Raw genomic sequence first — 21198 nt, forward strand, 5'->3', positions numbered from 1 at the left:
GACCTGGCGGCGGGGGCCGGATGTCTCCGCCCGCCCGACCAGCTCAGCCGGACAGCTTCGCCAGTGCCGCGTAGAAGATGTCGCCGATCTTGGTCGGGTCCGGCGTGGTGAAGGCCTGGCCGCCGGTGGCCTCGGCGATGGACTTCAGCTCGGCGGAGTCGATGTCCGGGCCGATGCCGATGCCGATGATCTGCAGCGGGCGGCGCGGGTCCTGGAGCTTGGCCAGCTCGGCCAGCAGGGCCTGGCGGGAGATGCCGTCGCTGTCCTCGTTCTTGCCGTCGGTCAGCACGATGACCAGGTTGATGCGGCCCGGTTCCCAGTTCTGCCGCGAGGAGCGGTAGGCGGCGAGCACGCTGTCGTAGAGGCCGGTGGCGCCGTTCTCCAGCGCCTTGACCCCGCGCAGCGTCTGGACGGCGTCACCATCGAGGTGGTCGCCCACGGTGGCCATCGGGATCACTTCGCGGTAGTCGCGGTCGCCGTCGAGGCGGGTGGAGAACAGCCACATGCCGTAGCGGGTCGTGGGCTTGAACAGCTTCAGTCCCAGCTCGGCGGCGCGCAGCGTGATGCCCATGCGGTCGGTGCCGGTGCCGGGGACCGGTTCGGCCATCGAGCCGGAGACGTCGAGCAGCACCTGGACGCGGGCGCTCTTGTTCACCCCGGCCCACCGGTTGAGCAGCACGTCGACGTCGTCGGGGGCGGGCAGGGCGACCGGGTCCTGGGGCACCGCCGTGGTGCGCTCGTCCTGCGAGCGGTCGCGCAGCGCCGCTCCGGAGGGGGAGCGGAAGCCCGCGTCGGCGAAGGTGACCTCGCCTGCCGGGTCGACCAGCGCGCCGAGGAAGCGCTGGGCGAGGTCGCGGCCCGCCGGGGCGGTGCGCGGCAGCACGGTGAACGGGAAGTCCAGCGCCGGGACCTCGGCGTAGGCGGCGACCAGCGGCGCGAAGCCCTGCCGGGCGTTGTGCTTGATCAGCGAGACCTCGGAGGACGGGAACGCCGTCAGCGACTTGGCCTCGCTGCCGCCGCCGGGCAGCCGGGTGAACAGGTCCGCCGTCTTCGGCAGCGTGTTCGGCGACAGCGCGCGCATCAGCGCCGTCGCCGCCGCGCCCGGGTTGGCCTGCGTCGAGGTCATGGTCTGGATGCCCAGCAGCGCGGACACCCCGACCGGGTCGTACGACGGGTCGGGCAGGCCGACGGAGCCCTGCTCGGCGCTCAGCACCGACTCCCAGGTCAGCGCGGTGTCCGGCCAGCCCAGCTCGCGCGCGGTGTCCTCGATGACGGCCAGCACCACCGGCGAGGACGCCACGGACGTGCCGGTGACCGGCACGTCCCACGCCCCGCTGCTCTGGGCGTGCTGGAGCCAGCGGGCCGACTCCGGTATCCACACGTCCGGGTACTCCCCGGACTCCGAGACCACCAGCTCCTCGGCCACCACCGAGGACGCGCGGCTGCTCACCACGACCTTCGCGCACGGGTCGGCCTCGGCGAAGCGGCGCGCGGCGGCGTCGACCACCGAGGCGATCTCCGGCGCCGCGGACACCGCGAGCGGCTGCGCCCCGGCGCAGTCCGGCCCGCCGAGGCGCTCGGCCACGAACCCGTAGCCGAGCCACCCGACGAGGGCGAGCGCCAGCAGCCCGGCCGTGATCACGACGGGCTTGCCGACGCCGCCGCGGCGCCGTCCCGGTGTCGAGTGCCGACCCATCGCTCAGCCGAACAGGCTGTCTACTTCGGACTGGAAGTCCTTCATGATGACCCGGCGCTTGAGCTTCAGCGACGGCGTCAGGTGCCCGGTCTCGGGCGTGAACTCCGCCGAGAGCACCCGGAACCTGCGCACCGACTCGGCCGTGGAGACCGCGGAGTTGCCCTCGTCGACGGCCTTCTGCACCTCGGCGAGCAGGTCGGCGTCGTCCACCAAGGCGGCGATCGTGGCGTCGGCGGGCTTGCCGACGGTGGTCTTCCAGTAGGTGAAGTACTCCGGGTCCAGCGTGATGAGGGCGGCGATGTACTTCTGGCCGTCGCCGACCACCATGGCCTGGGCGACCAGCGGGTGCGAGGCGATGCGGTCCTCGATGACCGCCGGGGCGACGTTCTTGCCGCCGGAGGTCACCAGGATCTCCTTCTTGCGCCCGGTGATCGACAGGTAGCCCTCGGAGTCCAGCGCGCCGAGGTCGCCGGTGGAGAACCAGCCGTCGGCGTCGATGACCTCGGCGGTGGCGGCGTCGTTGTTCCAGTAGCCCTTGAACACCACCGGGCCCCTGACCTGGATCTCCCCGTCGTCGGCGATGCGCACCGCCATGCCGGGGATCGGGCGGCCGACGGTGCCCGCCTTGAAGCCGTCGTGGGCGTTGACCGTGGAGGCCGCGGTGGTCTCGGTCAGGCCGTAGCCCTCCAGCACGGTCAGGCCGATGCCGCGGTAGAAGTGCGTCAGCCGCAGGCCCAGCGCCGCGCCGCCGGAGATCGCGTACTTGGTCTTGCCGCCCAGGGCCGCGCGCAGCTTGGAGTACACCAGCTTGTCGAACAGGGCGTGCTTGAGCTTGAGGCCCAGCCCGGCCTTGCCGCCCGCCTCGCTGTAGGCGATCGCGGTGGCCGCGGCGGCGTCGAAGATCTTGCCCTTGCCGCCCGCGTGCGCCTTCTGCCGGGCGCCGTTGTAGACCTTCTCCAGCACGTAGGGCACCGAGAGGATGAACGTCGGCTGGAAGGTGGCCAGGTCGTCCATGAGCTTCTTGACGTCGGGCCCGTGGCCCATCGTCGCCCGCGTGTACACGCAGCCGACCTGCACCATCCGGCCGAAGACGTGCGCGACCGGCAGGAACAGCAGCGTGGTCGGCTCCTCGGTGCTGCCGACGCCGCGGAAGAGCGGGGCCAGCGTGGTGGTGGCCGAGGCGCACTCGTGGAAGAAGTTGTCGTGGGTCAGCACGCAGCCCTTGGGCTGGCCGGTGGTGCCCGAGGTGTAGATCAGGGTGGCCACGTCGGCGGCGGTCACCGCGGTGCGCCGGGCCTCGACCTCGGCGGCGTCGACGTCCTTGCCCGCTTCGACGATCTTGTCGACGTCGTCGACGCGCCAGACGTTCTTCAGCTGTGGCACGGCGGGCCGGACCTGCTCGACGCGGGCCAGGTGCTCGTCGGTCTCGGCGATGATCGCGACCGCGCCGGAGTCCGACAGGATCCACTGGATCTGCTCGGCGGAGGAGGTCACGTAGATCGGCACCGTCACCGCGCCCGCCGCCCAGATGGCGAAGTCCAGCAGCGTCCACTCGTAGCGGGTGGCCGCGAGGATCGCGACCCGGTCGCCCGCGCCGACGCCCGAGGCGATCAGGCCTTTGGCCGCGGCGACGACCTCGTCGCGGAACTGGGTGGTGGTGACGTCGGACCAGCCGGAGCCCGCGCGCCGCCGGAACTGCACATGGGTGGGGGCCTCGGTGGCGTTGGTGAAGACAAGGTCGGCCAGACCACCCGCCTCCGCGCGCTTCTCCACGGCGGGGACGGCGAATTCGCGCATGATCTGCTCCTCGGCGAGACACGCAGGCAGCGCCCGGTGCACACGGCCGCTACCTATCGGTAACTTTGCCGGGTATCTTGCCTGCCGATGTCCGCTTCGGCCAGAGGGTGGGCGCAAAAGATACCGGTCGAATGCCAGGTCACGGGCAGGAAACGGCCCCGACCAGGCGACTTCGCGCACCTGATCGGGGCCGTTACCCAGAGTGATGATGCCGGATCAACGGCGGTTGGCCGTCAGAACACCAGCTTCCAGCTGTCGATGTACCCGGTGTCGCCGGAGTACACGTCGCGGACCTGGAGCTTCCAGGTGCCGTTGGCGACCTCCGAGGACGCGTTCACCGTGTAGGTGGCGATCACGTTGTCGGCCGAGTCCGAGCCGCTGGAGTTCTTCAGCCGGTAGAGCGACCCGTCCGGCGCGACCAGGTCGATCACCAGGTCGCCGCGGTAGGTGTGCTTGATGTCCACGCCGACCTGCAGGCCGGAGGGGGCGTTGCCGGTCAGGCCGGACACGGCGATGTTGCTGGTGACGCCTGCGCCCAGGTCCGGGATGTTCACGTTGTTGGCGTTCTCGAAGGTGCGGCCCGGCGGGTTGGGGTCGGTGCCGCCGCCGCCCAGGTCGCGGGCCGCTGCCTGGATGGCGCCCGACAGCGCGCTGACCTCGGCGTACACGCCCGGGTAGTTCGGGCGGGCGCAGCCGCGGCCGTAGGAGACGATGCCGACCTGGATCCACTGGCCCGCGTTGTCCCTGCGGAACATCGGGCCGCCGGAGTCGCCCTGGCAGGTGTCGGTGCCGCCCTGCGGGTAGCCCGCGCAGATCTCGACCGCGGTCTTCATCGACGGGTACGCCGAGCGGCAGGTCGAGTCCGGCACGAACGGGACGTCGGCCTTGAGCAGGTAGCGCTGCTGCGCGCCGCCCTCGGACGCCGCGCCCCAGCCCGCCACCGTGAAGGTGCCGTTGTCGTAGGCGGTGGTGGTGGCGATCGGCAGGGTGGCCGCGCCGCTGATCGGCTGCGACAGGCGGATCAGCGCCCAGTCTCCGCCCGCGGAGCTGCTGTAGCCGGGGTTGCGGTAGACGTAGTTCGACGTGCGGGTGACCCGGCTGCTGCTCTGCAGGTCGACGACGCCGTAGGTGGCGGTGATGCCGGTGTTGTTGCCGGTGCTGTTGACGCAGTGCGCGGCGGTGAGCACCAGCGACTCGGTGTACATCGCGCCGCCGCAGCCCATCGACAGCCGCACCATCCAGGGGAACTCGCCCTGGGCGGCGCGGGTGCCGCCGACGACCTGCGGGGTGATGTCACCCGGCTCCGACGACGGCGGCGCCGCGGACGCGGCCTGCCCGATCGCGGCGGTCATCGTGACCGCGGCGCCGAGCACGCCGAGCGCGGCGCGCCTGAACCACTTGCCCTCTGTCATGGTTCGTTCCTTCCTCGACCGCCTGGCGCGGTGTGCGCCTCGCAGGGGGTGGCGGCCGAAATCCGTGGACGAAGCCCCGGCCCGCGGAGCAGGGAGGTCACGCGGGCCGGGGCGTCGCTAGGGGGTGGAGCGGGTCTGGCTAGGGGAACGTCAGCTTCCAGCTGTTGATGTAGCCGGTGTCGCTGCGGTAGACGTCGCGGGCCTGCAGGCGCCAGGTCCCGTTCGCCACCTCGGACGAGGCGTTCACCGTGTAGGTGGTGATGATGTTGTCCGCAGAGTCGCTGGAGCTGGAGTTCTTCAGCCGGTAGGCGGTGCCGTCCGGGGCGATGAGGTCTAGGACCACGTCACCGCGGTAGGTGTGCCGGACGTCGACGCCGACCTGCAGGTTCGCGGGCGCGTTGCCGGTGCGGCCGGTGACGGCGATGGAGCTGGTGACCGCCGCGCCCGCGTCCGGGATCGCCACGTCGTTGGTGTTCTCGAACGTGCCGCCCGGCGGGTTCGGGTCGCCGCCGCCGGAGCAGGTCAGGCCGATGGAGCGCTTCGGGCAGTCGGCCAGGCCCAGCAGGTAGACCACGGCGGCCTTGTTGCGCGAGGTCTCGCGGGCGATGACGTCGTCGGGCGGGTAGAAGCCGTTGAGGCCGCCGCCGCTGCCCGGGTACATCTCGAAGGTGTAGCCGTAGATCTTCTCCGCGCCCCACAGCCAGTCATCGATCGACCCGTCGGTGACGTACAGGTCGGAGGACTGCTGGGGGGTGTAGCCGTTCGTCTGCGCCATGGCGCGGCCGATGGTGGAGAAGACCCGCTGGTCCTCGGCGGTCAGGCCGGGCGCGGTGTCGTTGTAGGTGTAGCCGTAGGGCCAGAGCACCAGCTCGCTGTAGGTGTGGAAGTCGATGCCCACGGTGATCTGCTGCTTGCCGCCGATGTTGCGGCTGCGCACGAAGTCGGCGATGGCCTTGACCTCGGGCGTGGACTCCGCGCGCGGGCCGCGGTAGGTCTCCGAGCTGGGCGAGGTGGACGACCCGCCGCAGCAACCCCACTGGTAGTTCCAGTTGCGGTTCATGTCGGTGCCGATGGCCGAGCTGCCGGAGTTGGGCTGCCGGTTCTTGCGCCAGCCCTGGAAGCTGCCGGTGGAGATGTCGAACTCGCCGCCGTCGGGGTTGACGTTCGGCAGGATCCAGATCTCGCGGTTGTCCACCAGGTTCTTGATCTGCGAGTCGCTGTTGTAGCTGTCGGTGAAGAGGTTGATCAGGTAGATCGCCATCTCCACGGTCAGGATCTCGCGCGCGTGCTGGTGGTGGGTGAACAGCACTTCGGGCTCGTTCTCGTCCGTGCCCGCGTTGTCCGAGATCTTGATCGCGTACAGGTCGCGGTTCTGGTACGACTTGCCGTAGACCTGCTTGGTGATCAGCCCCGGGTGGTCTGCCACCGCGCGGTCGATGACGGCCGTCATCTCGGCGAAGTTGTGATAGTCCGAGTGGGTGGACGGGAAGTCCATCGGGGTGACCTCGGCGGCCCCGTGCATGTGCACGTCGGGTGCCGCCTCGGCCTCGACCCGGAACCCGAGCCCGCGGATCTTGGCGACCTCGGCGTCGGTGGCCGTGATCATCGTCCGGCTGTCCTCGACACCGTTGATCGCGGCGCCGGTCTTGCTGATCGCCGTGCGCTGCTGGGCGGAGTTCACCCCGAGGACGTGGTACTCGGCCGATGCCCGAGGGGCGGCAGCGGCGGTGTCCCCACCGGCCGCGTTCTGGTTGGTGGTCGCGATCAGAGCGACGGCTGCCGCCGCCCCGACCACTACGGACAGGCGTTTGCGTTTCACGCGTGCCTCCTGCAGGGAGCGCCGGTCGGCGCTGGAGGTTTAGTTGTGCCCATCCTCGTGATCGAACCCAACGGGCGCCCTCACGACCACTCGGACAGGCTCTGGCAGGTCGAATAGTGACCCGCGCATCGATCGGCCACAAGGCTGCGGTCGTAGGGCGTCATTCCCATTTCCCAGCTGACACGGCGGCGTAATAAATAGGTAGCCCTACCTATCGGTGCCGCGATTGTTCCGCTCTGCCCGACTTGGCATCGTCATCCCCGGTCGCCCGAACGTCTCACCCCCTGCCGGACGACCGAAGCCGGACCGGACCGGGGAGGGGCGCCACCACAGCCCCTCCCCGTCCGTCCACAAGACACAGCGGGCGCCCCTCATCGCCCGCCCCACAGGAGGGATCGCGCACCAGCGGCCGCATCGGCACCGGCCGCCCAGTTCGAGCCGCTTGCACCGCAGGGGGCGGCTCGACCCTCGCGATCCACCCCCGACGGGAGCGTGCCAGGCCAGCGGCGGCCCAGGCGCGCTCCCGTCGTCTTGCTGTCCGGACGAAGCCGCCCCACCCCACCGCCGCCACCCCGAGCCGGCAGGGGAGTTCACCCATCTGCCACAACGAGCATGAGGCTGGGGGGCGCCAAGGTCCGGGAAAGGGTGGTGCCGCACTACCGCCAACCCGCCTGGGTGAAGCCACGCCAGGTCGCCACCCCCGCAACGCAAGGGGCCTGTGCCACCTGTCCGAAGCGGCTTCACCCCATCGGACCCACCACAAGACACCGCCGCGGAACCACCGGAACCAGCCACGGGCCTACACCAGATCCTCAGCGTGCAGCTGCGTCCGCGACCCCACCCCCAACTTCCGCAACACCCGAGCCGCATGCTGCTCCACCGTCCGAGGCGACAGGAACAACACCTCAGCGATCTCCCGGTTCGTATGCCCCCCCGCCAGCAGCCGAGCCACCTCCAACTCCCGAGGCGACAACTCGTTCCCATACCCCCGCCGACCCCGCCGAGACGGCTTCGCCCCACCAACCCCCCGCAGATGGTGCCGACACCGCGCCGCATCCCGCGTGGCCCCAAGCCGATCGAAGGTGTCCACCTGCTCGGAGAGCAACGCCGTAGCCCCCTCCGGGTCATCAGGAAGCAGACACAGCGCCTCCCGCTCGGCAACGTTGGCAGCCGCGTACGGAGCAGGCATCGACCGATACCGAGCCCCGGCATCCCGGTAGTGCCGCAGCGCCACATCCAACTCACCGTCGTGCTCGGCGATCCGCCCCAGCGCCAAGGCCAATGCCGCGTGAGCCAGCGGAGCATCCCGGCCGGCCAGCCCGTCAGCCATGTCCGCCACCAGCTTCCGAGCGTCGTCGGCCCGCCCGGCGGCCAGGTAGGCGGCGACCGCGATCCCCGCGATCTCCCCGCTCCACGCCCACACCCCCTTGGCGCGCAGGATCTCCACCCCCCGGTCGGCGTCCGCGCAGGCCCGCTCAGGGTCCTCCTGCGAGAGCTGGCTCCACGCCAGCCCCGCGCACCCCGCGATCGCGATCTGCGAGATGGCCTCCTCGGGTGCGAACGCCCCGGTCTCGGTGAACCAGCTCGTCGCCTCGGCCCACTCCCCCCTGGCCACGGCCAGCGACCCGAGCACCAGCGCCAGCTCACTGGCAACCGGGAACAGGTCGCGGTACTCGTCCAGCAGCCGGGAGGTGCGCTCGGCCAGCCCGGTCCACTGGCCGGTGAACCAGTCCACCCTGGCCTGCGTGGCCCGCGCGGTGCTGACCACGAACGTCGCCCCGCAGTCGGCGGCCAGCCGCAGCCCCGAGCGCAGCAGCTCGTTGGCCAGGCGCAGGTGCCCGACGACGGTGGCGCCGTCGCTCAGGTTGCACCACGAGCGCGCCAGCTGCCGCTGCTCGCCGACGGTCTCGACGTACTCCGGCAGCTCCGACATGCGGCTGAGCACGTGCGGGTCGCCGAGCAGCAGCTTGGAGCCCAGCTCGTTGGCCAGCAGCGACAGCCGCAGCTCGCCGTCGGCGCACGAGGCCCGGTACTCCTCGGCGCGCGCCAGCCACGGCTCCAGCTCGGCCAGGGTCGACATGCCCACGTAGGGCATCGCCATCACCGAGGTGCCCTTGGCCGCCAGGTCGGGGCGTTCGCCGAGGTCGGCGATGGCCCGTTCGACCTCGCTGCGCGCTTCCACGATGCCGCCCGCGCCGCGCAGCAGCAGCAGGCCCCGGTAGAGCCGGACCTCGCCACGGGCCGAAGTGGACAGCCGGTGGTCGCTGAGCAGCCGCTCCAGCAGCTCGACGGGGTCGCGCTGGTCCAGGCCGGTGTGCGCGACCTGGCCGAGCTTGATGGCCAGCCGGTCGACGTGCTCGGCGGGCAGCGACGGCTCGCGCAGCAGCCGTTGCAGCATCGATGTCGCGGTCGCGGCGTCGCCGACCTCGCTCGCCCGGTCCGCGGCGGCCTCGCCGTAGTGCAGCCAGGCGGCGACCCGCCCGGCCCGTTCGCTGTGCTCGGCGAGCTGCACCAGCGGCCGGGGGTCGACCTGGTCGAGCGCGTCGATGGCCCGGTTGTGCAGGTGGATGCGGTCCGGGCCGCCGAGGGTGTCGTAGACGGCCTGGCGGGCCAGCGCGTGCCGGAAGCCGTAGCGACCGCCGTCGACCTCGTACAGCACGTGCCCGGCCAGCGCGTGGGTCAGCGCGGCGCGCAGCCGCGGCTCGGGCACCCCGGACACCTCGCCGAGCAGCTCGGCGGGCGCGGGCGAGCCGAGCACGGCGGCGGCCTGCACGAGCCGCGTCGCCGCGGTTGGCAGCGCTCCCAGTCGTTCCGCCATGGCGTCCCGCAGCAGCACCGGGACCTCGACGGAGTCCAGCAGCCGCCGTGCGCTCGCGCCGTCGGCGTGGGCGGTGATGGGGGAGCCGCCCGCCGAGACGCGCAGCGCGCGCAGCGTCTCCTCGATGACGAACGGGATGCCCGCGGTGCGGTCGTGCAGCCGGGCGGCGAACTCCGCCGACACCGACTCCTCGTCCAGGATGGCCTCGGCCAGCCCGCGCACGTCCTCCACCTTCAGCGGCATGACCTCCAGCAGCACGCTCACCACCCCGGTCGGCGGCCGGTAGGCGGTGCCCAGCGGCAGCCCGCCGGGGACGTCCTCGCGCCGGTAGGTGACCACTGTGGTCAGCGACGACGGCGGGTCGCTCATCAGGAAGCGCAGCAGCTGGCGGGTGCCGTCGTCGGCCCACTGCAGGTCTTCGACCACCAGCAGCACGGGCCCCACCGCGCCCAGCAGCTCGCGCACGGCGCGGAAGAGGCGGTGGCGCTCGGCGCGCGGGTCGCCGATGGGCACCGGGGGCGGCGGCAGGTGCTCGCCGATCTCGGGCAGCAGCGGCGCGACCGCGCCGGTCACCGGGGAGAGCGCGGGCCTGGCGGCCAGGCGGGTCCTGGCCCCGCGCAGCGCCTCCAGCACGGCGCCGTACGGGAACGGCTCGCCCACCTGCGCGCAGGTGCCCACCAGGGGCAGCGCCGGGCCGAGGTCGCAGGCGAGCAGCTCGGCGATGAGCCTGCTCTTGCCGACGCCCGCCTCGCCCTCGATGAGCACGACGGCCGGATGCAGCGCGGTCACCGCGCGCAGCGACGCGAACTGCTCGTCACGGCCCACGAGGACCGGTGAGCTGGTGCGGATTCGAGGGTCCGCCGCCCGTCGGATCATCGACACCCCCGCGTTCTCGCTGTGGCTGGTCTCGCAGCCTAGGCCGCTCGAACGGGGTTCGGAAACTCCTGGAGCGGACGCCGCCGGAAGTTGATCTTAAGTGAAAGAGCCGTATCCCTACGTACCGAAACCCGGATTGTTCGGGCTGCACCTCCACCCGATTGTGAGATCGAGTGGCTGTCAGTAATTCAACCCTGCCCGACAGCCACACCTCCGGTTGGTGTTCCCCACCCGGTGGAGTGAATGGAGAAGCCCAGATGCGACATGATCGCAAGACCCGCCGGGTCGCCGTTGCCGGGCTCGCGGCCGGCGCCTGCGCCCTGGCCGCGGTGGCGGTGGCCAGCCCGGCGAGCGCCGCGCAGCCGACCGGCAGCATCCTCGCGGCGCCCAACCCGGTCGCGGGTAGCTACATCGTCGTGCTCAAGGACGCCCAGGCCAGCGCCCCCGGAGTGAACAACAAGGCGTTCGACCTGGCCAAGCAGTACGGCGGCTCGGTCAAGCTGACCTACACCGCCGCCCTGCGCGGCTTCTCGGTGTCGATGAACGAGGCCGCCGCCAAGCGACTGGCCGCCAACCCCGCCGTCGCCTACGTCCAGCAGGACGGCGTGGCGACCATCAAGGACACCCAGCAGAACCCGACCTGGGGCATCGACCGCGTCGACCAGCGCGACCTGCCGCTGAGCAACAGCTACACCTACGCCAACGACGGCTCCGCGGTCACCGCGTACATCCTGGACACCGGGATCGACATGCGGCACACCGAGTTCGAGGGCCGGGCCACCAGCGGCCGCGACTTCATCGACAACGACAACGACGCCTCGGACTGCCAGGGCCACGGCACGCACGTCGCGGGCACCGTCGGGTCCAAGACCTACGGCGTGGCCAAGAAGGTCAAGCTGGTCGCGGTCCGGGTGCTCAACTGCCAGGGCTCGGGCCAGTGGTCGCAGATCATCGGCGGCGTCGACTGGGTGGCCCAGAACGCCCGCAAGCCCGCCGTGGCGAACCTGAGCCTCGGCGGCGGCGCCACGTCCAGCCTGGACGAGGCCATCGTCCGGCTGATCAACGCGGGCGTCACCACCGCGGTCGCCGCGGGCAACGAGGGCCAGAACGCCTGCAACGTCAGCCCGGCCCGCGTCCCCGCCGCGATCACCGTCGCGGCCAGCGACCGCAACGACAAGCGCTCGATCTACTCCTCGGGCTCGTCGAACTTCGGCACCTGCGTCGACATCTTCGGCCCCGGCTCCAACGTGCTCTCCACCCGCAACGGCGGCGGCACCCAGGAGATGGGCGGCACGTCGATGGCCACCCCGCACGTCGCGGGCGCCGCGGCGCTGTACCTGAACGCCAACCCCAACTCCACCAACCAGCAGGTGCGCGACGCGCTGGTGAACAACAGCACCCCGAACAAGATCACCGACGTGCAGGGCTCGCCCAACCGGCTGCTCTACACCGGGTTCATCGGCGGCGGCAACCCGCCGGACCCGACCTGCTCGCCCGCCAGCAACAACAACACGCTGGCGATCCCGGACAACGGCACCGCCGTGTCCAACAACGTCGCGATCGCGAACTGCTCCGGCAACGGCTCGGCCAACGCCACGGTGAAGGTCGCCATCACCCACAGCTACGTGGGTGACCTCGTGGTCGACCTGATCGCACCGGACGGCACCAGCTACAACCTGAAGAAGGCCGGTGGCGGCAAGGGCAACGGCGGTCTCAACGAGACCTACACCGTCGACCTGTCCGGCGAGGCCCGCAACGGCACCTGGAAGCTCCAGGTCGCCGACATGTGGCGCTACGACAGCGGCTCGCTGACCTCCTGGACGCTCACCCCGTAGGACTCCGGGCCGTCCCGCGCGGTGCGATCGCGCGGGACGGCCCGGCCCGCAAGTCGAAACCCTGTCGGCCGTTCGCCCGGGACGGCTGTCGACCTTCGCGGAAGGACCAAGTCATGCAAGGAAAGTCCCGCTCGTACGGGCGGGTCGCGCTGGCGGCCGTCGGCGCGGCGTCCGTCGCGGCGGCGCTGCTGGCAGGCGCGGGCACCGCGGCCGCGGCCGAGGCGCCATTCGTACCCGCCAAGAACCCCTGGCCCGGCGGCGGCTTCGTCGTCGCGCTGAAGTCGGGCCCGGCGACGGCGTCCGCCTCGGCCGTGCAGCAGACCGCGGAGTCGCTGTCGTCGATCTACGGCGGCGAGCTGGAGGCATCGCTGTCGGTGTCGATGAAGGGCTTCGTGGTCTGGGACATGAGCCCCCAGGAGGCCCGCAGGCTCGCCGCGGACCCGAAGGTGTCCAAGGTCTTCCAGACCGGCACCATCCGCGCCGCCGACGTGCAGAACAACGCGACGTGGGGCATCGACCGCGTCGACCAGCGCGACCTGCCGCTGGACACCAAGTACAACTACAACACCACCGCCTCGAACGTGACCGTCTACGTCACCGACACCGGCATCAAGACCAACCTCGCCGACTTCGAGGGCCGCGCCACCGTCGGCGCGGACTTCGTCACCGAGGACGGCCAGGACTGCAACGGCCACGGAACCCACGTGGCGGGCACGATCGGGTCGAAGACCTACGGCGTGGCCAAGAAGGTCAAGCTGGTCTCGGTCAAGATGCTCGGCGACAACTGCAGCTCCTCGGCGCCGGACTCCGACGGCGTGCAGGCCATCGAGTGGGTCACGGCCAACGCCGTCAAGCCCGCCGTGGTCAACGCGTCGTGGACCTTCGACAGCGCCGACATCGGCGACCAGGCCATCTCCAGCATGCTCGCCTCGGGCGTGCAGATGGTCGCCGCCTCCGGCAACTCCAGCACCAACGCGTGCAGCACCGGCCCGGCCAACATCACCGAACTCATCACGGTGAACGCCACCAGCCGCAACGACGCCCGCGCCAGCTTCTCCAACTTCGGCACCTGCACCGACATCTTCGCCCCCGGCGACGGCATCACCTCGCTGGGCCTGTCGGGCAGCGCCACCAACATGTCCGGCACCTCGATGGCTGCCCCGCACGTGGCGGGCGTCGCCGCCCTCTACCTGGCGGGCGCCCCCACGGCCTCCCCCCAGGCCCTGCGCGACGCGCTGGTCAACGGCGCCACCAGCGGCAAGGTCACCAACCCCGGCACCGGCTCCCCGAACAAGCTCCTCTACAGCCTGATCGGCGGCGGCGGCCCCGACCCGGAGCCCCCGACCTGCGAAGGCGGCTCCAACGCCAACGACGTCACCATCCCCGACACCAACACCGCCATCACCTCCGACGTCGCGGTCACCGGCTGCACCGGCAACGCCGACTCCACCACCTCGGTGAAGGTCGACATCAACCACACCTACACCGCCGACCTGAAGGTCGAACTGGTCGGCCCCTCCGGCCGCGCCTACCTGCTGCACGCCGCGGCGGGCATCGGCTCGGCGGCGGGCATCCACCAGACTTTCACGGTGGACGCCTCCTCGGAGACCAAGAACGGCACCTGGAAGCTGCGGGTGACCGACATCTACCGCCACGACACCGGCACCATCGACACCTGGACGCTCACCTTCTGAGCTGATCGGTGACGGCGCGGCCCCGGGGTTCCCTCTCCCCGGGGCCGCGCTTTCGTGTGCCCGCATGGGCGGATGGGCGAGGGTGGACTCAGCCGCGGGCGGGTACGGGCCCGCCGGCATGGCATGGACCGCGAGACGCGACAGGCCCGCACAAGTGTCCGAGGCGAATCCACCCCATCGGACAACACGCGGACCCAGGCAAGCCACAGCCCACGAACTCACCAGACCCAGCGCACTCCCACGATCGGCTCCTGCGGATCACTCACCAGATGATGCGCCCCGCCGAACGCCCCCACCCGCAACCGCCCCCCACCCCGCTCGGCCGCCCAGGCATCCCCCTGCGTGAACGCATGACACTCCGCAGGAACCGCCAACCGATCAAACCCAACCTCAACCAGATACGACCGAGGAGCCCGCCGCAACGCCCGGCTGTACCGCAGCGCCGGAACAGTCCCGAACCACCGAACCTCGTACGACACCAACGCCGTCTGCCCCACCGACAGCGTCCGGTCCAACAGGATCTCGCTGACCACGAACCGGTTCCCCGGCTGCGACCGAACCCGCCCCACCGCACACCCCGACCCCGCCACCACCACCGGCAGCGCCGTATCCCCGTCCTCGGCCCGATGCAGCACAACACACGACCGCACCCCATCGGCCTCAGCCCGCAACACCATCCGAACAGTCGTGCTCGCGTCCCGGCGCATCGAGTCCAGCCGGTGGTGGTCGTGGATCGACAGGTACGTCAGCGTCCCCGGCGAGGGCTCCTCCAGCGCCGACAGCGCCGCCGCCAGACCCGTCGGATCACGCCACAGCACGTCCGGCTGCCGTGTCTCCCCGGCCCGCGACGCCCACCGCCCCCTCGGCTTGCGCGGCGGCAGCAGCTCCGCCAAGTGCCCCCGAGGAAGCTCCAACACGTCCTCCATGGCCGAGACGGCCTTCATGGACTCCGGCCGCTCCGGCCTGGTCCGCCCCCGCCGCCAGTAGCTCAGCGTCGACAGGCTGACCCGGACGCCGCGGGCGGAGAGCCGCCGCTGCAGGTGTTCCAGGCTCATGCCGCTGCGTTCGATGGTGCGGTCCAGGACGGACGGGAAGGTGTCGAGGTTCATCGCTTGCTCCTGAATGCCAAGACGGCAGACCCGGGTCAGCGGGTCTGCCGTCTCAGGTGGAACGGGCCGTTACCAGGCCTGGGAGGTGTTCCCGCCGACGGAGTACCCGAAGCGGGTCACCGTCAGCTGGAAGGCGGTCGAGCCGGACTTGCCGTCCGCGCTCGTGGCGGTGATCGTCACCGTGTGGGTGCCGACCGGCGTCTGGAAGTTGGTGAAGAACCAGACGTTGCTGGTGCCGCCCTGGCCGATGGACTGCGGGTTCCAGAAGACCTGGGTGCCCGCCGGAACGCCGGTCGCCGAGAGCCGCAGGCTGCCCGTGCCGCCGGAGGCGGTGACCGAGGTCTGGACCATCTGGCCCGCTGTGCCGGTGCCGCTGGACGGGTTCGCCGTCACGCGGACGTCACCGACCGGCGGGTTGCCGCTGCCCTCGACCCGCAGGGTCACGGTGGTGGTGGCGGTCTTGCCGGAGCTGTCGCGGCCGGTGACGGTCACCGTGTGGGTGCCGGTGGTGACCGACGAGCCCGCGGTGAAGGACAGCTTGGCGTTGCCGCCGCCGGTGATGGTGCTGGGCTGGAACTCGGCCTGCACGCCGGACGGGACGCCGGAGGCGGTCAGGTTGATGCCGGAACCGCTGCCCTGGCTGGTGATCGTCGTCGAGATGGTCTTGCCCGCGCCCACGGTCACCGAGTTGGGCGACGCGCCCAGGGTGAAGTCGCCCGGCTCGGGGTCGCCGCCGCCGGTGACGGTCAGGGAGAAGCGCGCCGAGGAGGTCTGCCCGCCCGCCGTGCGCACGTTCACGGTCACCTCGTGGGTGCCGTTGGCCGCCTGCGCGGAGGCGTCGAAGGTCAGCTTGACCGACTCGCCGAGGGTGATCTCGCTGGACTGGAACACCGCCTGCACACCGGACGGGACCCCGGTGGCCGACAGGGTGGCGTCCACCGCGCCGAGGTCGCCCTCGTTGGTGTCGACCTCGACCGACAGGTGCCTGCCCGCCGCGACCGAGCCCGACGACGGCTTGAGCTCCACGCCGAACTCGCCGTCCGGCGGCTCGGGCTGAGTGCCGACCTCCTGGGCGACCCAGTCGCCCATGGCGTTGTCGAGCCTGCCGTAGATGCTGTACCACCTGAAGTCCGAGCGGCTCCAGGACGCCACGCCGACGATCTTGCCGTCGACGATGAACGGTCCGCCGGAGTCGCCCTGCAGGATGGTGGTGCGGCCGTCGGAGTAGCCCGCGCAGATCATGGTCGCGGACTTGAAGCCCGCGCCCACGCCCTGGCAGACGGAGTCACCGTTGACGATCGGCAGGGTGGCCTTGTCGAGGGTGACGTCGGCGGGGCTGTCGGCGTGGTTCTTCTTGCCGTAGCCGAAGCCGAGCCCGCTCTTGCCGGGGGCGGCGATGCCGGAGTCGGCCGAGGTGGCGAACTTCGGGTAGGCCGCGCCGCCCTGCAGCGGGACGTCGCGGTCGAGGGTGACGACGGCGACGTCGTAGCCCTGGTCGAAGTTGACGTACTGCGGGTGCTTCTTGTACGAGACGACGTTGGCGACGGTGCCGGGTCCGCTGCCGCCGTTCCACTCGTTGAGGTCGTTGAGTCCGTAGACGAAGCGCTTGGTGCCGCTGGAGTCGGCGCAGTGCGCGGCGATGAGCACCTTGCGGGGGGCCACGAGCGTGCCGGAGCAGGACTGGCCCTGCGGACGCGGACCGCCCTCCCGGATGCCGGCGATGACGCCGGGGAACTCGCCGACGGTCGCGTTCTGGCCGTTGTAGAAGAACGCCCCGGCTCCCGGCGGCTCGCTCCCGTCGCCACCCTCGTAGTTCGCCGCGGGGGCGTTCGCGCCGCTCTCCTCCGCGGCCAGCGCGATGGTCGTGCCCAGCGGCACCAGCACCGTGGCCGCGGCCAAGGCCACCAGGCCCCAAGACCGTGGTGTACGTTTCACGATGGTTCCTTTCCGGGTCAGGAACAGCCGCCTCTAGGCAGGGGTCGACGGCTACTCGCTGCTCGTCACTTTCGGGTGACGCCCGGTGAGGAACAATCAGGGCACGTATCCGTAGGGGTACGGAACTTAATCCGGCGTCACCCGCGGGGGTCCGTGGTGTCCGGTGTGGACAGGTGGGCGATGGACGCGACCGAGCCGGTCCGCAGGCGGATGAGCAGGCAGAAGTCCCGCGACACCGCCGTCGAGATGGCCCTGCGCCGGGCCCTGCACGCCCTGGGGCTGCGCTACCGCGTGCACCGCCGCCCGGTGGCGGGTGTGCGCCGCGAGGCGGACGTGGTCTTCCCCGGCGCGCGGGTCGCGGTGTTCGTCGACGGCTGCTTCTGGCACGGCTGCCCGGAGCACGCGACCTGGCCGAAGAACAACGCCGAGTTCTGGCGGGCCAAGATCGAGGGCAACCGGGCCCGCGACCGCGACACCGACGCGCGCTTCGCCGAGGCGGGCTGGCGGGTCGTGCGGGTGTGGGAGCACGAGGACCCCGCCGAGGCCGCCGCCCGGGTGCTCGCCGTGGTGCGGTGACCGAGGCCATATGCACCTGGTTGCACATTACCTGGCGTCATAGCTACTCTCCGGTACATGGCGCTGGAGCACGCGATCCTGGTCTCGCTCGGGGAGCGGGCCGCGTCCGGCTATGACCTGACCCGGCGCTTCGACAAGTCCATCGGCTTCTTCTGGCGGGCCACCCACCAGCAGATCTACCGCGTCCTCAAGCGCATGCTGGAGCAGGGCTGGGTGTCGGTCGAGCACGTCGCCCAAGACGGCAAGCCGGACAAGAAGGTGTACTCGGTCAGCCCCGACGGCCGTGCCGAGCTGGCCCGCTGGATCGCCGAGCCCGGCGACCCGGCCGACCTGCGCACCGACCTCGCCGTGAAGATCCGCGGCGCCGGGTTCGGCGACCTCGCCGCCGTGCTCGCCGAGGTCGTGCGCCACCGCGCCGCGCACGCCGAGCGCCTGGCCGCCTACCGCGCCATCGAGGCCGCCGACTTCCCCGACCGCGCCGCGCACACCGGCCCGACGCTGCACCAGTACCTCGTCCTGCGCGGCGGCATCGCCGCCGAGACCGCCTTCGTCGCCTGGTGCGACGAGGTCACCAGCGCCTTGGAGACGCCATGAGCTACCCGACCCTGCTCTCCCCGCTCGACCTCGGCTTCACCACCCTGCGCAACCGCGTGATCATGGGCTCCATGCACACCGGCCTGGAGGACAGCGCGCGCGACGTGCCCAAGCTGGCCGCCTACTTCGCCGAGCGCGCCCGCGGCGGCGTCGGCCTGATCATCACCGGCGGCTACGCGCCCAACCGCACCGGCTGGCTCAAGCCGTTCTCCGGCAAGCTGACCACCTCGGCCGAGGCGCGCGGGCACCGGCCGGTCACCGACGCGGTGCACGCCGAGGGCGCCAAGATCGCCCTGCAGATCCTGCACGCGGGCCGCTACGCCTACCACCCGTTCAGCGCCTCGGCGAGCGCGATCAAGGCCCCGATCAACCCGTTCCGCCCGCGCGCGCTCTCCGAGCACGGGGTGCGCGCGCAGATCCGCGCCTTCGTGCGCTGCGCGGTGCTTGCCCGCGAGGCCGGCTACGACGGCGTGGAGATCATGGGCTCGGAGGGCTACTTCATCAACCAGTTCCTGGCCCCGCGCACCAACAAGCGCACCGACCGCTGGGGCGGCAGCCCCGAGAACCGGCGCAGGCTGGCGGTGGAGATCGTGCGGCGCACGCGCGAGGCGGTCGGGCCGGACTTCATCATCGTCTACCGGCTGTCGATGGCCGAGCTGGTCGAGGGCGGGCAGACCTGGGCGGAGATCGTCGCCCTCGGCACGGAGGTCGAGGCGGCGGGCGCGACCATCATCAACACCGGCATCGGCTGGCACGAGGCGCGGGTGCCGACCATCGTCACCTCGGTTCCCAGGGCGGCGTTCACCGACGTCACCAGGGCCTTCAAGCCGCACGTGGGCATCCCGGTGGTGGCCACCAACCGGATCAACATGCCGCAGGTCGCCGAGGAGATCCTGGCCGGCGGCGGCGCGGACCTGGTCTCGATGGCCCGGCCGATGCTCGCCGACCCCGACTGGGTGCGCAAGGCCGAGCAGGGCCGCGCCGACGAGATCAACACCTGCATCGCCTGCAACCAGGCGTGCCTGGACCACATCTTCGGCAACCGGCGGGCCACCTGCATGGTCAACCCGCGCGCGGCGCGCGAGACCGAGCTGGTGCTCTCCCCGGCGCGGCGGGCCAAGCGGGTCGCCGTCGTCGGCGCGGGCCCGGCCGGGCTCTCCGCCGCGGTCACCCTGGCCGAGCGCGGGCACCGGGTGGAGCTGTTCGAGGCCGCCGACCACATCGGCGGGCAGTTCGACATCGCCCGGCGCATCCCCGGCAAGGAGGAGTTCGCCGAGACCATCCGCTACTACGAGCGCAGGCTCCAGCTGACCGGCGTGGCCGTGAAGCTGGGCACCCGGGCGGGCGCGGCGGACCTGCGCGGCTACGACGAGGTCGTGCTGGCCACCGGGGTCGCCCCCCGGGTGCCGGACATCCCGGGCATCGACCATCCCAAGGTCCTGTCCTATGTGGATGTCGTGCGGCACGGGAAGCCGGTGGGGGCCAGGGTCGCGGTGATCGGGGCGGGCGGGATCGGGGTGGACGTCAGCGAGTTCCTCACCCACGCCGAGTCGCCCGCGCTGGACCTGGCGGCCTGGAAGGCCGAGTGGGGCGTCGGCGGCGACGGCCTCGTCACGCCGACGCCCGCGGCCTCGCCGCGCAAGGTGTATCTGTTGCAGCGCAAGGCTTCCCGTATCGGCGCGGGGTTGGGCAAGACGACCGGGTGGGTGCACAGGGCCGCGCTCAAGAGCAAGGGCGTCGAGCAGATCGCGGGCGTCAACTACGAGCGCGTCGACGACGCGGGCCTGCACATCAGCTTCGGCCCGCAGCGGCGCGACCCGCGCGTGCTGGAGGTCGACACCGTCGTGGTGTGCGCGGGCCAGGAATCGGTGCGCGAGCTGGCCGGGCAGCTCGGCGACGTCCCCGTGCACCTGATCGGCGGCGCGGACGTCGCCGCAGAGCTGGACGCCAAGCGCGCCATCGACCAGGGGACCCGGCTCGCCGCCTCGATCTAGCCTGTGCTCTGGGTCACTACGGACTTCGCTCCCTTCCGGCATGCTGTGCCGCACTTACAGGCCGGGCCACCCCGGCGGGGGAGAGGAACGAGATGGACTCCGGCAGGCGCCACCCTGACCGGTTCGCCGCGGCGCTCTCGCGCGCCGTGGACGACAGCGGGCTGACCCTGGACCGCATCCGGGAGCGGTTGCGGACCAAGGGCCTTGAGGTCAGCCTGTCGACGCTGAGCTACTGGCGGCGGGGGCGCAGCAGGCCGGAGCGGCCCGCGTCAATCCGCGCGGTGCGCGAGCTGGAGGCGATGCTCAACGTGCGCCCCGGCGGGCTCGTCGCGCTGCTGGGGCCCAAGCGCCCGCGCGGGCGGTGGGCGGCCGACCGCAGCGGGGTGATCTCCTTCGACCGGCTGTGGAACGTCGACCCCGACCAGCTGCCGGAGGTCGTCGGCGACCTCGGCCCGCCGCCGCCGCGGCGGCTGTCGTACCTGTCGGTGCACGACCAGCAGTTCGTCGACCGCGACGGGCTCGCGCGGCGGGTGCACTCCAGGATCGTGGTGCGCGCCGAGGTGCCCGGCGTCGACCGGCTGCACGTCACCGCGGCCTGCGAGCCGACCGACCGCGAGTTCCCGCGCTTCGAGCGGGTCGTCTCCGGCTGGCTCGGCGGCGTCCGCACCCACGAGGACAGCGGCCTGCTCAACGCCCAGATCCTGTTCGGCCGCGCCCTGCGCCCGGGGGAGACCGCGGTCGTGGACTACGTCATGGCGACCGCGCCGACAGAGCCCTCGACCTACTTCGAGCGCCGCTTCGCCCGCAGCGCGCAGAACTACGTCCTCCAGGTGGTGTTCGACCCGGGCGCGGCGCCATCGATGTGCGCGGAGTACCGCGACGACGAGGAGCACCCGCTGGAGCGCACCCGCGCGCCGCACATCGTCTGCGGCGACGTCCCGCCCGGGATCACCGGAATCCGGTGGTCCTGGTGACTTCCTGACCGCGGCGTTGTCTGTGGAATTCCTCGAAAGGTGAGCGCACCCCGAACTACCTGCGCCCGG

The 21198-nt window shown here is 71.6% G+C and carries 13 protein-coding genes and 1 pseudogene; 6 read left to right on the top strand and 8 right to left on the bottom strand.

Features of this window, described 5'->3' with window-relative positions; genetic code table 11:
* Positions 1–43 precede the first annotated feature (43 nt).
* The 6 genes and pseudogenes from ACFPM7_RS08195 to ACFPM7_RS08220 form a co-directional block, all read right to left on the bottom strand.
* Complete coding sequence (locus ACFPM7_RS08195) at positions 44–1696, bottom strand: substrate-binding and VWA domain-containing protein (RefSeq protein ID WP_378245566.1); 1653 nt, start codon at positions 1694–1696, stop codon at positions 44–46.
* A gap of 3 nt (positions 1697–1699) precedes the next feature.
* Positions 1700–3493, bottom strand: coding sequence for an AMP-dependent synthetase/ligase (locus ACFPM7_RS08200; protein WP_378245568.1), 1794 nt, complete (start codon positions 3491–3493; stop codon positions 1700–1702).
* 233 nt (positions 3494–3726) lie between these two features.
* On the bottom strand, positions 3727–4047 hold the full coding sequence (locus ACFPM7_RS08205) for a proprotein convertase P-domain-containing protein (protein ID WP_378246319.1): 321 nt from the start codon (positions 4045–4047) through the stop codon (positions 3727–3729).
* 57 nt (positions 4048–4104) lie between these two features.
* Positions 4105–4905 (bottom strand): annotated as a pseudogene (locus ACFPM7_RS08210) (S1 family peptidase); the annotation flags it as partial.
* Between the two features lie 139 nt (positions 4906–5044).
* Positions 5045–6724, bottom strand: coding sequence for a M14 family zinc carboxypeptidase (locus ACFPM7_RS08215; protein ID WP_378245570.1), 1680 nt, complete (start codon positions 6722–6724; stop codon positions 5045–5047).
* Positions 6725–7523: 799 nt separating this feature from the next.
* Complete coding sequence (locus ACFPM7_RS08220; protein ID WP_378245572.1) at positions 7524–10418, bottom strand: ATP-binding protein; 2895 nt, start codon at positions 10416–10418, stop codon at positions 7524–7526.
* 257 nt (positions 10419–10675) lie between these two features.
* Here ACFPM7_RS08220 and ACFPM7_RS08225 point away from each other — a divergent pair, with 257 nt between their 5' ends.
* Together ACFPM7_RS08225 and ACFPM7_RS08230 are read left to right on the top strand one after the other, a co-directional pair.
* On the top strand, positions 10676–12253 hold the full coding sequence (locus tag ACFPM7_RS08225; protein WP_378245574.1) for a S8 family serine peptidase: 1578 nt from the start codon (positions 10676–10678) through the stop codon (positions 12251–12253).
* A gap of 113 nt (positions 12254–12366) precedes the next feature.
* Positions 12367–13947 (top strand): S8 family serine peptidase, encoded by a 1581-nt coding sequence (locus ACFPM7_RS08230; RefSeq protein ID WP_378245576.1) that lies wholly within the window; start codon positions 12367–12369, stop codon positions 13945–13947.
* 218 nt (positions 13948–14165) lie between these two features.
* On the opposite strand, the gene ACFPM7_RS08235 is transcribed toward ACFPM7_RS08230, so the two are convergent.
* Positions 14166–15056: a hypothetical protein gene (locus tag ACFPM7_RS08235; protein ID WP_378245578.1), complete on the bottom strand. Its 891-nt coding sequence runs from the start codon at positions 15054–15056 to the stop codon at positions 14166–14168.
* Positions 15057–15125: 69 nt separating this feature from the next.
* Positions 15126–16991: a trypsin-like serine protease gene (locus tag ACFPM7_RS08240; protein ID WP_378245580.1), complete on the bottom strand. Its 1866-nt coding sequence runs from the start codon at positions 16989–16991 to the stop codon at positions 15126–15128.
* Between the two features lie 180 nt (positions 16992–17171).
* Between ACFPM7_RS08240 and ACFPM7_RS08245 the strand changes: the two genes are divergently transcribed.
* The 4 genes from ACFPM7_RS08245 (at position 17172) to ACFPM7_RS08260 (ending at position 21129) form a co-directional block, all read left to right on the top strand.
* Positions 17172–17567 (top strand): very short patch repair endonuclease, encoded by a 396-nt coding sequence (locus ACFPM7_RS08245; protein WP_378245582.1) that lies wholly within the window; start codon positions 17172–17174, stop codon positions 17565–17567.
* A gap of 57 nt (positions 17568–17624) precedes the next feature.
* A complete protein-coding gene (locus ACFPM7_RS08250; RefSeq protein ID WP_378245584.1) occupies positions 17625–18161 on the top strand; it encodes a PadR family transcriptional regulator in 537 nt (178 codons plus the stop codon).
* Complete coding sequence (locus tag ACFPM7_RS08255) at positions 18158–20155, top strand: FAD-dependent oxidoreductase (protein ID WP_378245586.1); 1998 nt, start codon at positions 18158–18160, stop codon at positions 20153–20155. Before ACFPM7_RS08250 ends, ACFPM7_RS08255 begins: the two co-directional genes overlap by 4 nt.
* 92 nt (positions 20156–20247) lie before the next feature.
* Positions 20248–21129, top strand: coding sequence for a hypothetical protein (locus ACFPM7_RS08260; protein WP_378245588.1), 882 nt, complete (start codon positions 20248–20250; stop codon positions 21127–21129).
* Positions 21130–21198: the final 69 nt, after the last annotated feature.

It is taken from the genome of Actinokineospora guangxiensis (assembly GCF_042657845.1).
GTDB classification, from domain to species: Bacteria; Actinomycetota; Actinomycetes; order Mycobacteriales; family Pseudonocardiaceae; genus Actinokineospora; species Actinokineospora guangxiensis.

Bases quoted from the DNA above. Each gene is read 5' to 3' on its own strand.
- ACFPM7_RS08195 (WP_378245566.1), bottom strand. From the start codon at position 1,696: ATGGGTCGGCACTCGACACCGGGACGGCGCCGCGGCGGCGTCGGCAAG.
- ACFPM7_RS08200 (WP_378245568.1), bottom strand. From the start codon at position 3,493: ATGCGCGAATTCGCCGTCCCCGCCGTGGAGAAGCGCGCGGAGGCGGGT.
- ACFPM7_RS08220 (WP_378245572.1), bottom strand. From the start codon at position 10,418: ATGATCCGACGGGCGGCGGACCCTCGAATCCGCACCAGCTCACCGGTC.
- ACFPM7_RS08225 (WP_378245574.1), top strand. From the start codon at position 10,676: ATGCGACATGATCGCAAGACCCGCCGGGTCGCCGTTGCCGGGCTCGCG.
- ACFPM7_RS08230 (WP_378245576.1), top strand. From the start codon at position 12,367: ATGCAAGGAAAGTCCCGCTCGTACGGGCGGGTCGCGCTGGCGGCCGTC.
- ACFPM7_RS08235 (WP_378245578.1), bottom strand. From the start codon at position 15,056: ATGAACCTCGACACCTTCCCGTCCGTCCTGGACCGCACCATCGAACGC.
- ACFPM7_RS08245 (WP_378245582.1), top strand. From the start codon at position 17,172: ATGGACGCGACCGAGCCGGTCCGCAGGCGGATGAGCAGGCAGAAGTCC.
- ACFPM7_RS08250 (WP_378245584.1), top strand. From the start codon at position 17,625: ATGGCGCTGGAGCACGCGATCCTGGTCTCGCTCGGGGAGCGGGCCGCG.
- ACFPM7_RS08255 (WP_378245586.1), top strand. From the start codon at position 18,158: ATGAGCTACCCGACCCTGCTCTCCCCGCTCGACCTCGGCTTCACCACC.
- ACFPM7_RS08260 (WP_378245588.1), top strand. From the start codon at position 20,248: ATGGACTCCGGCAGGCGCCACCCTGACCGGTTCGCCGCGGCGCTCTCG.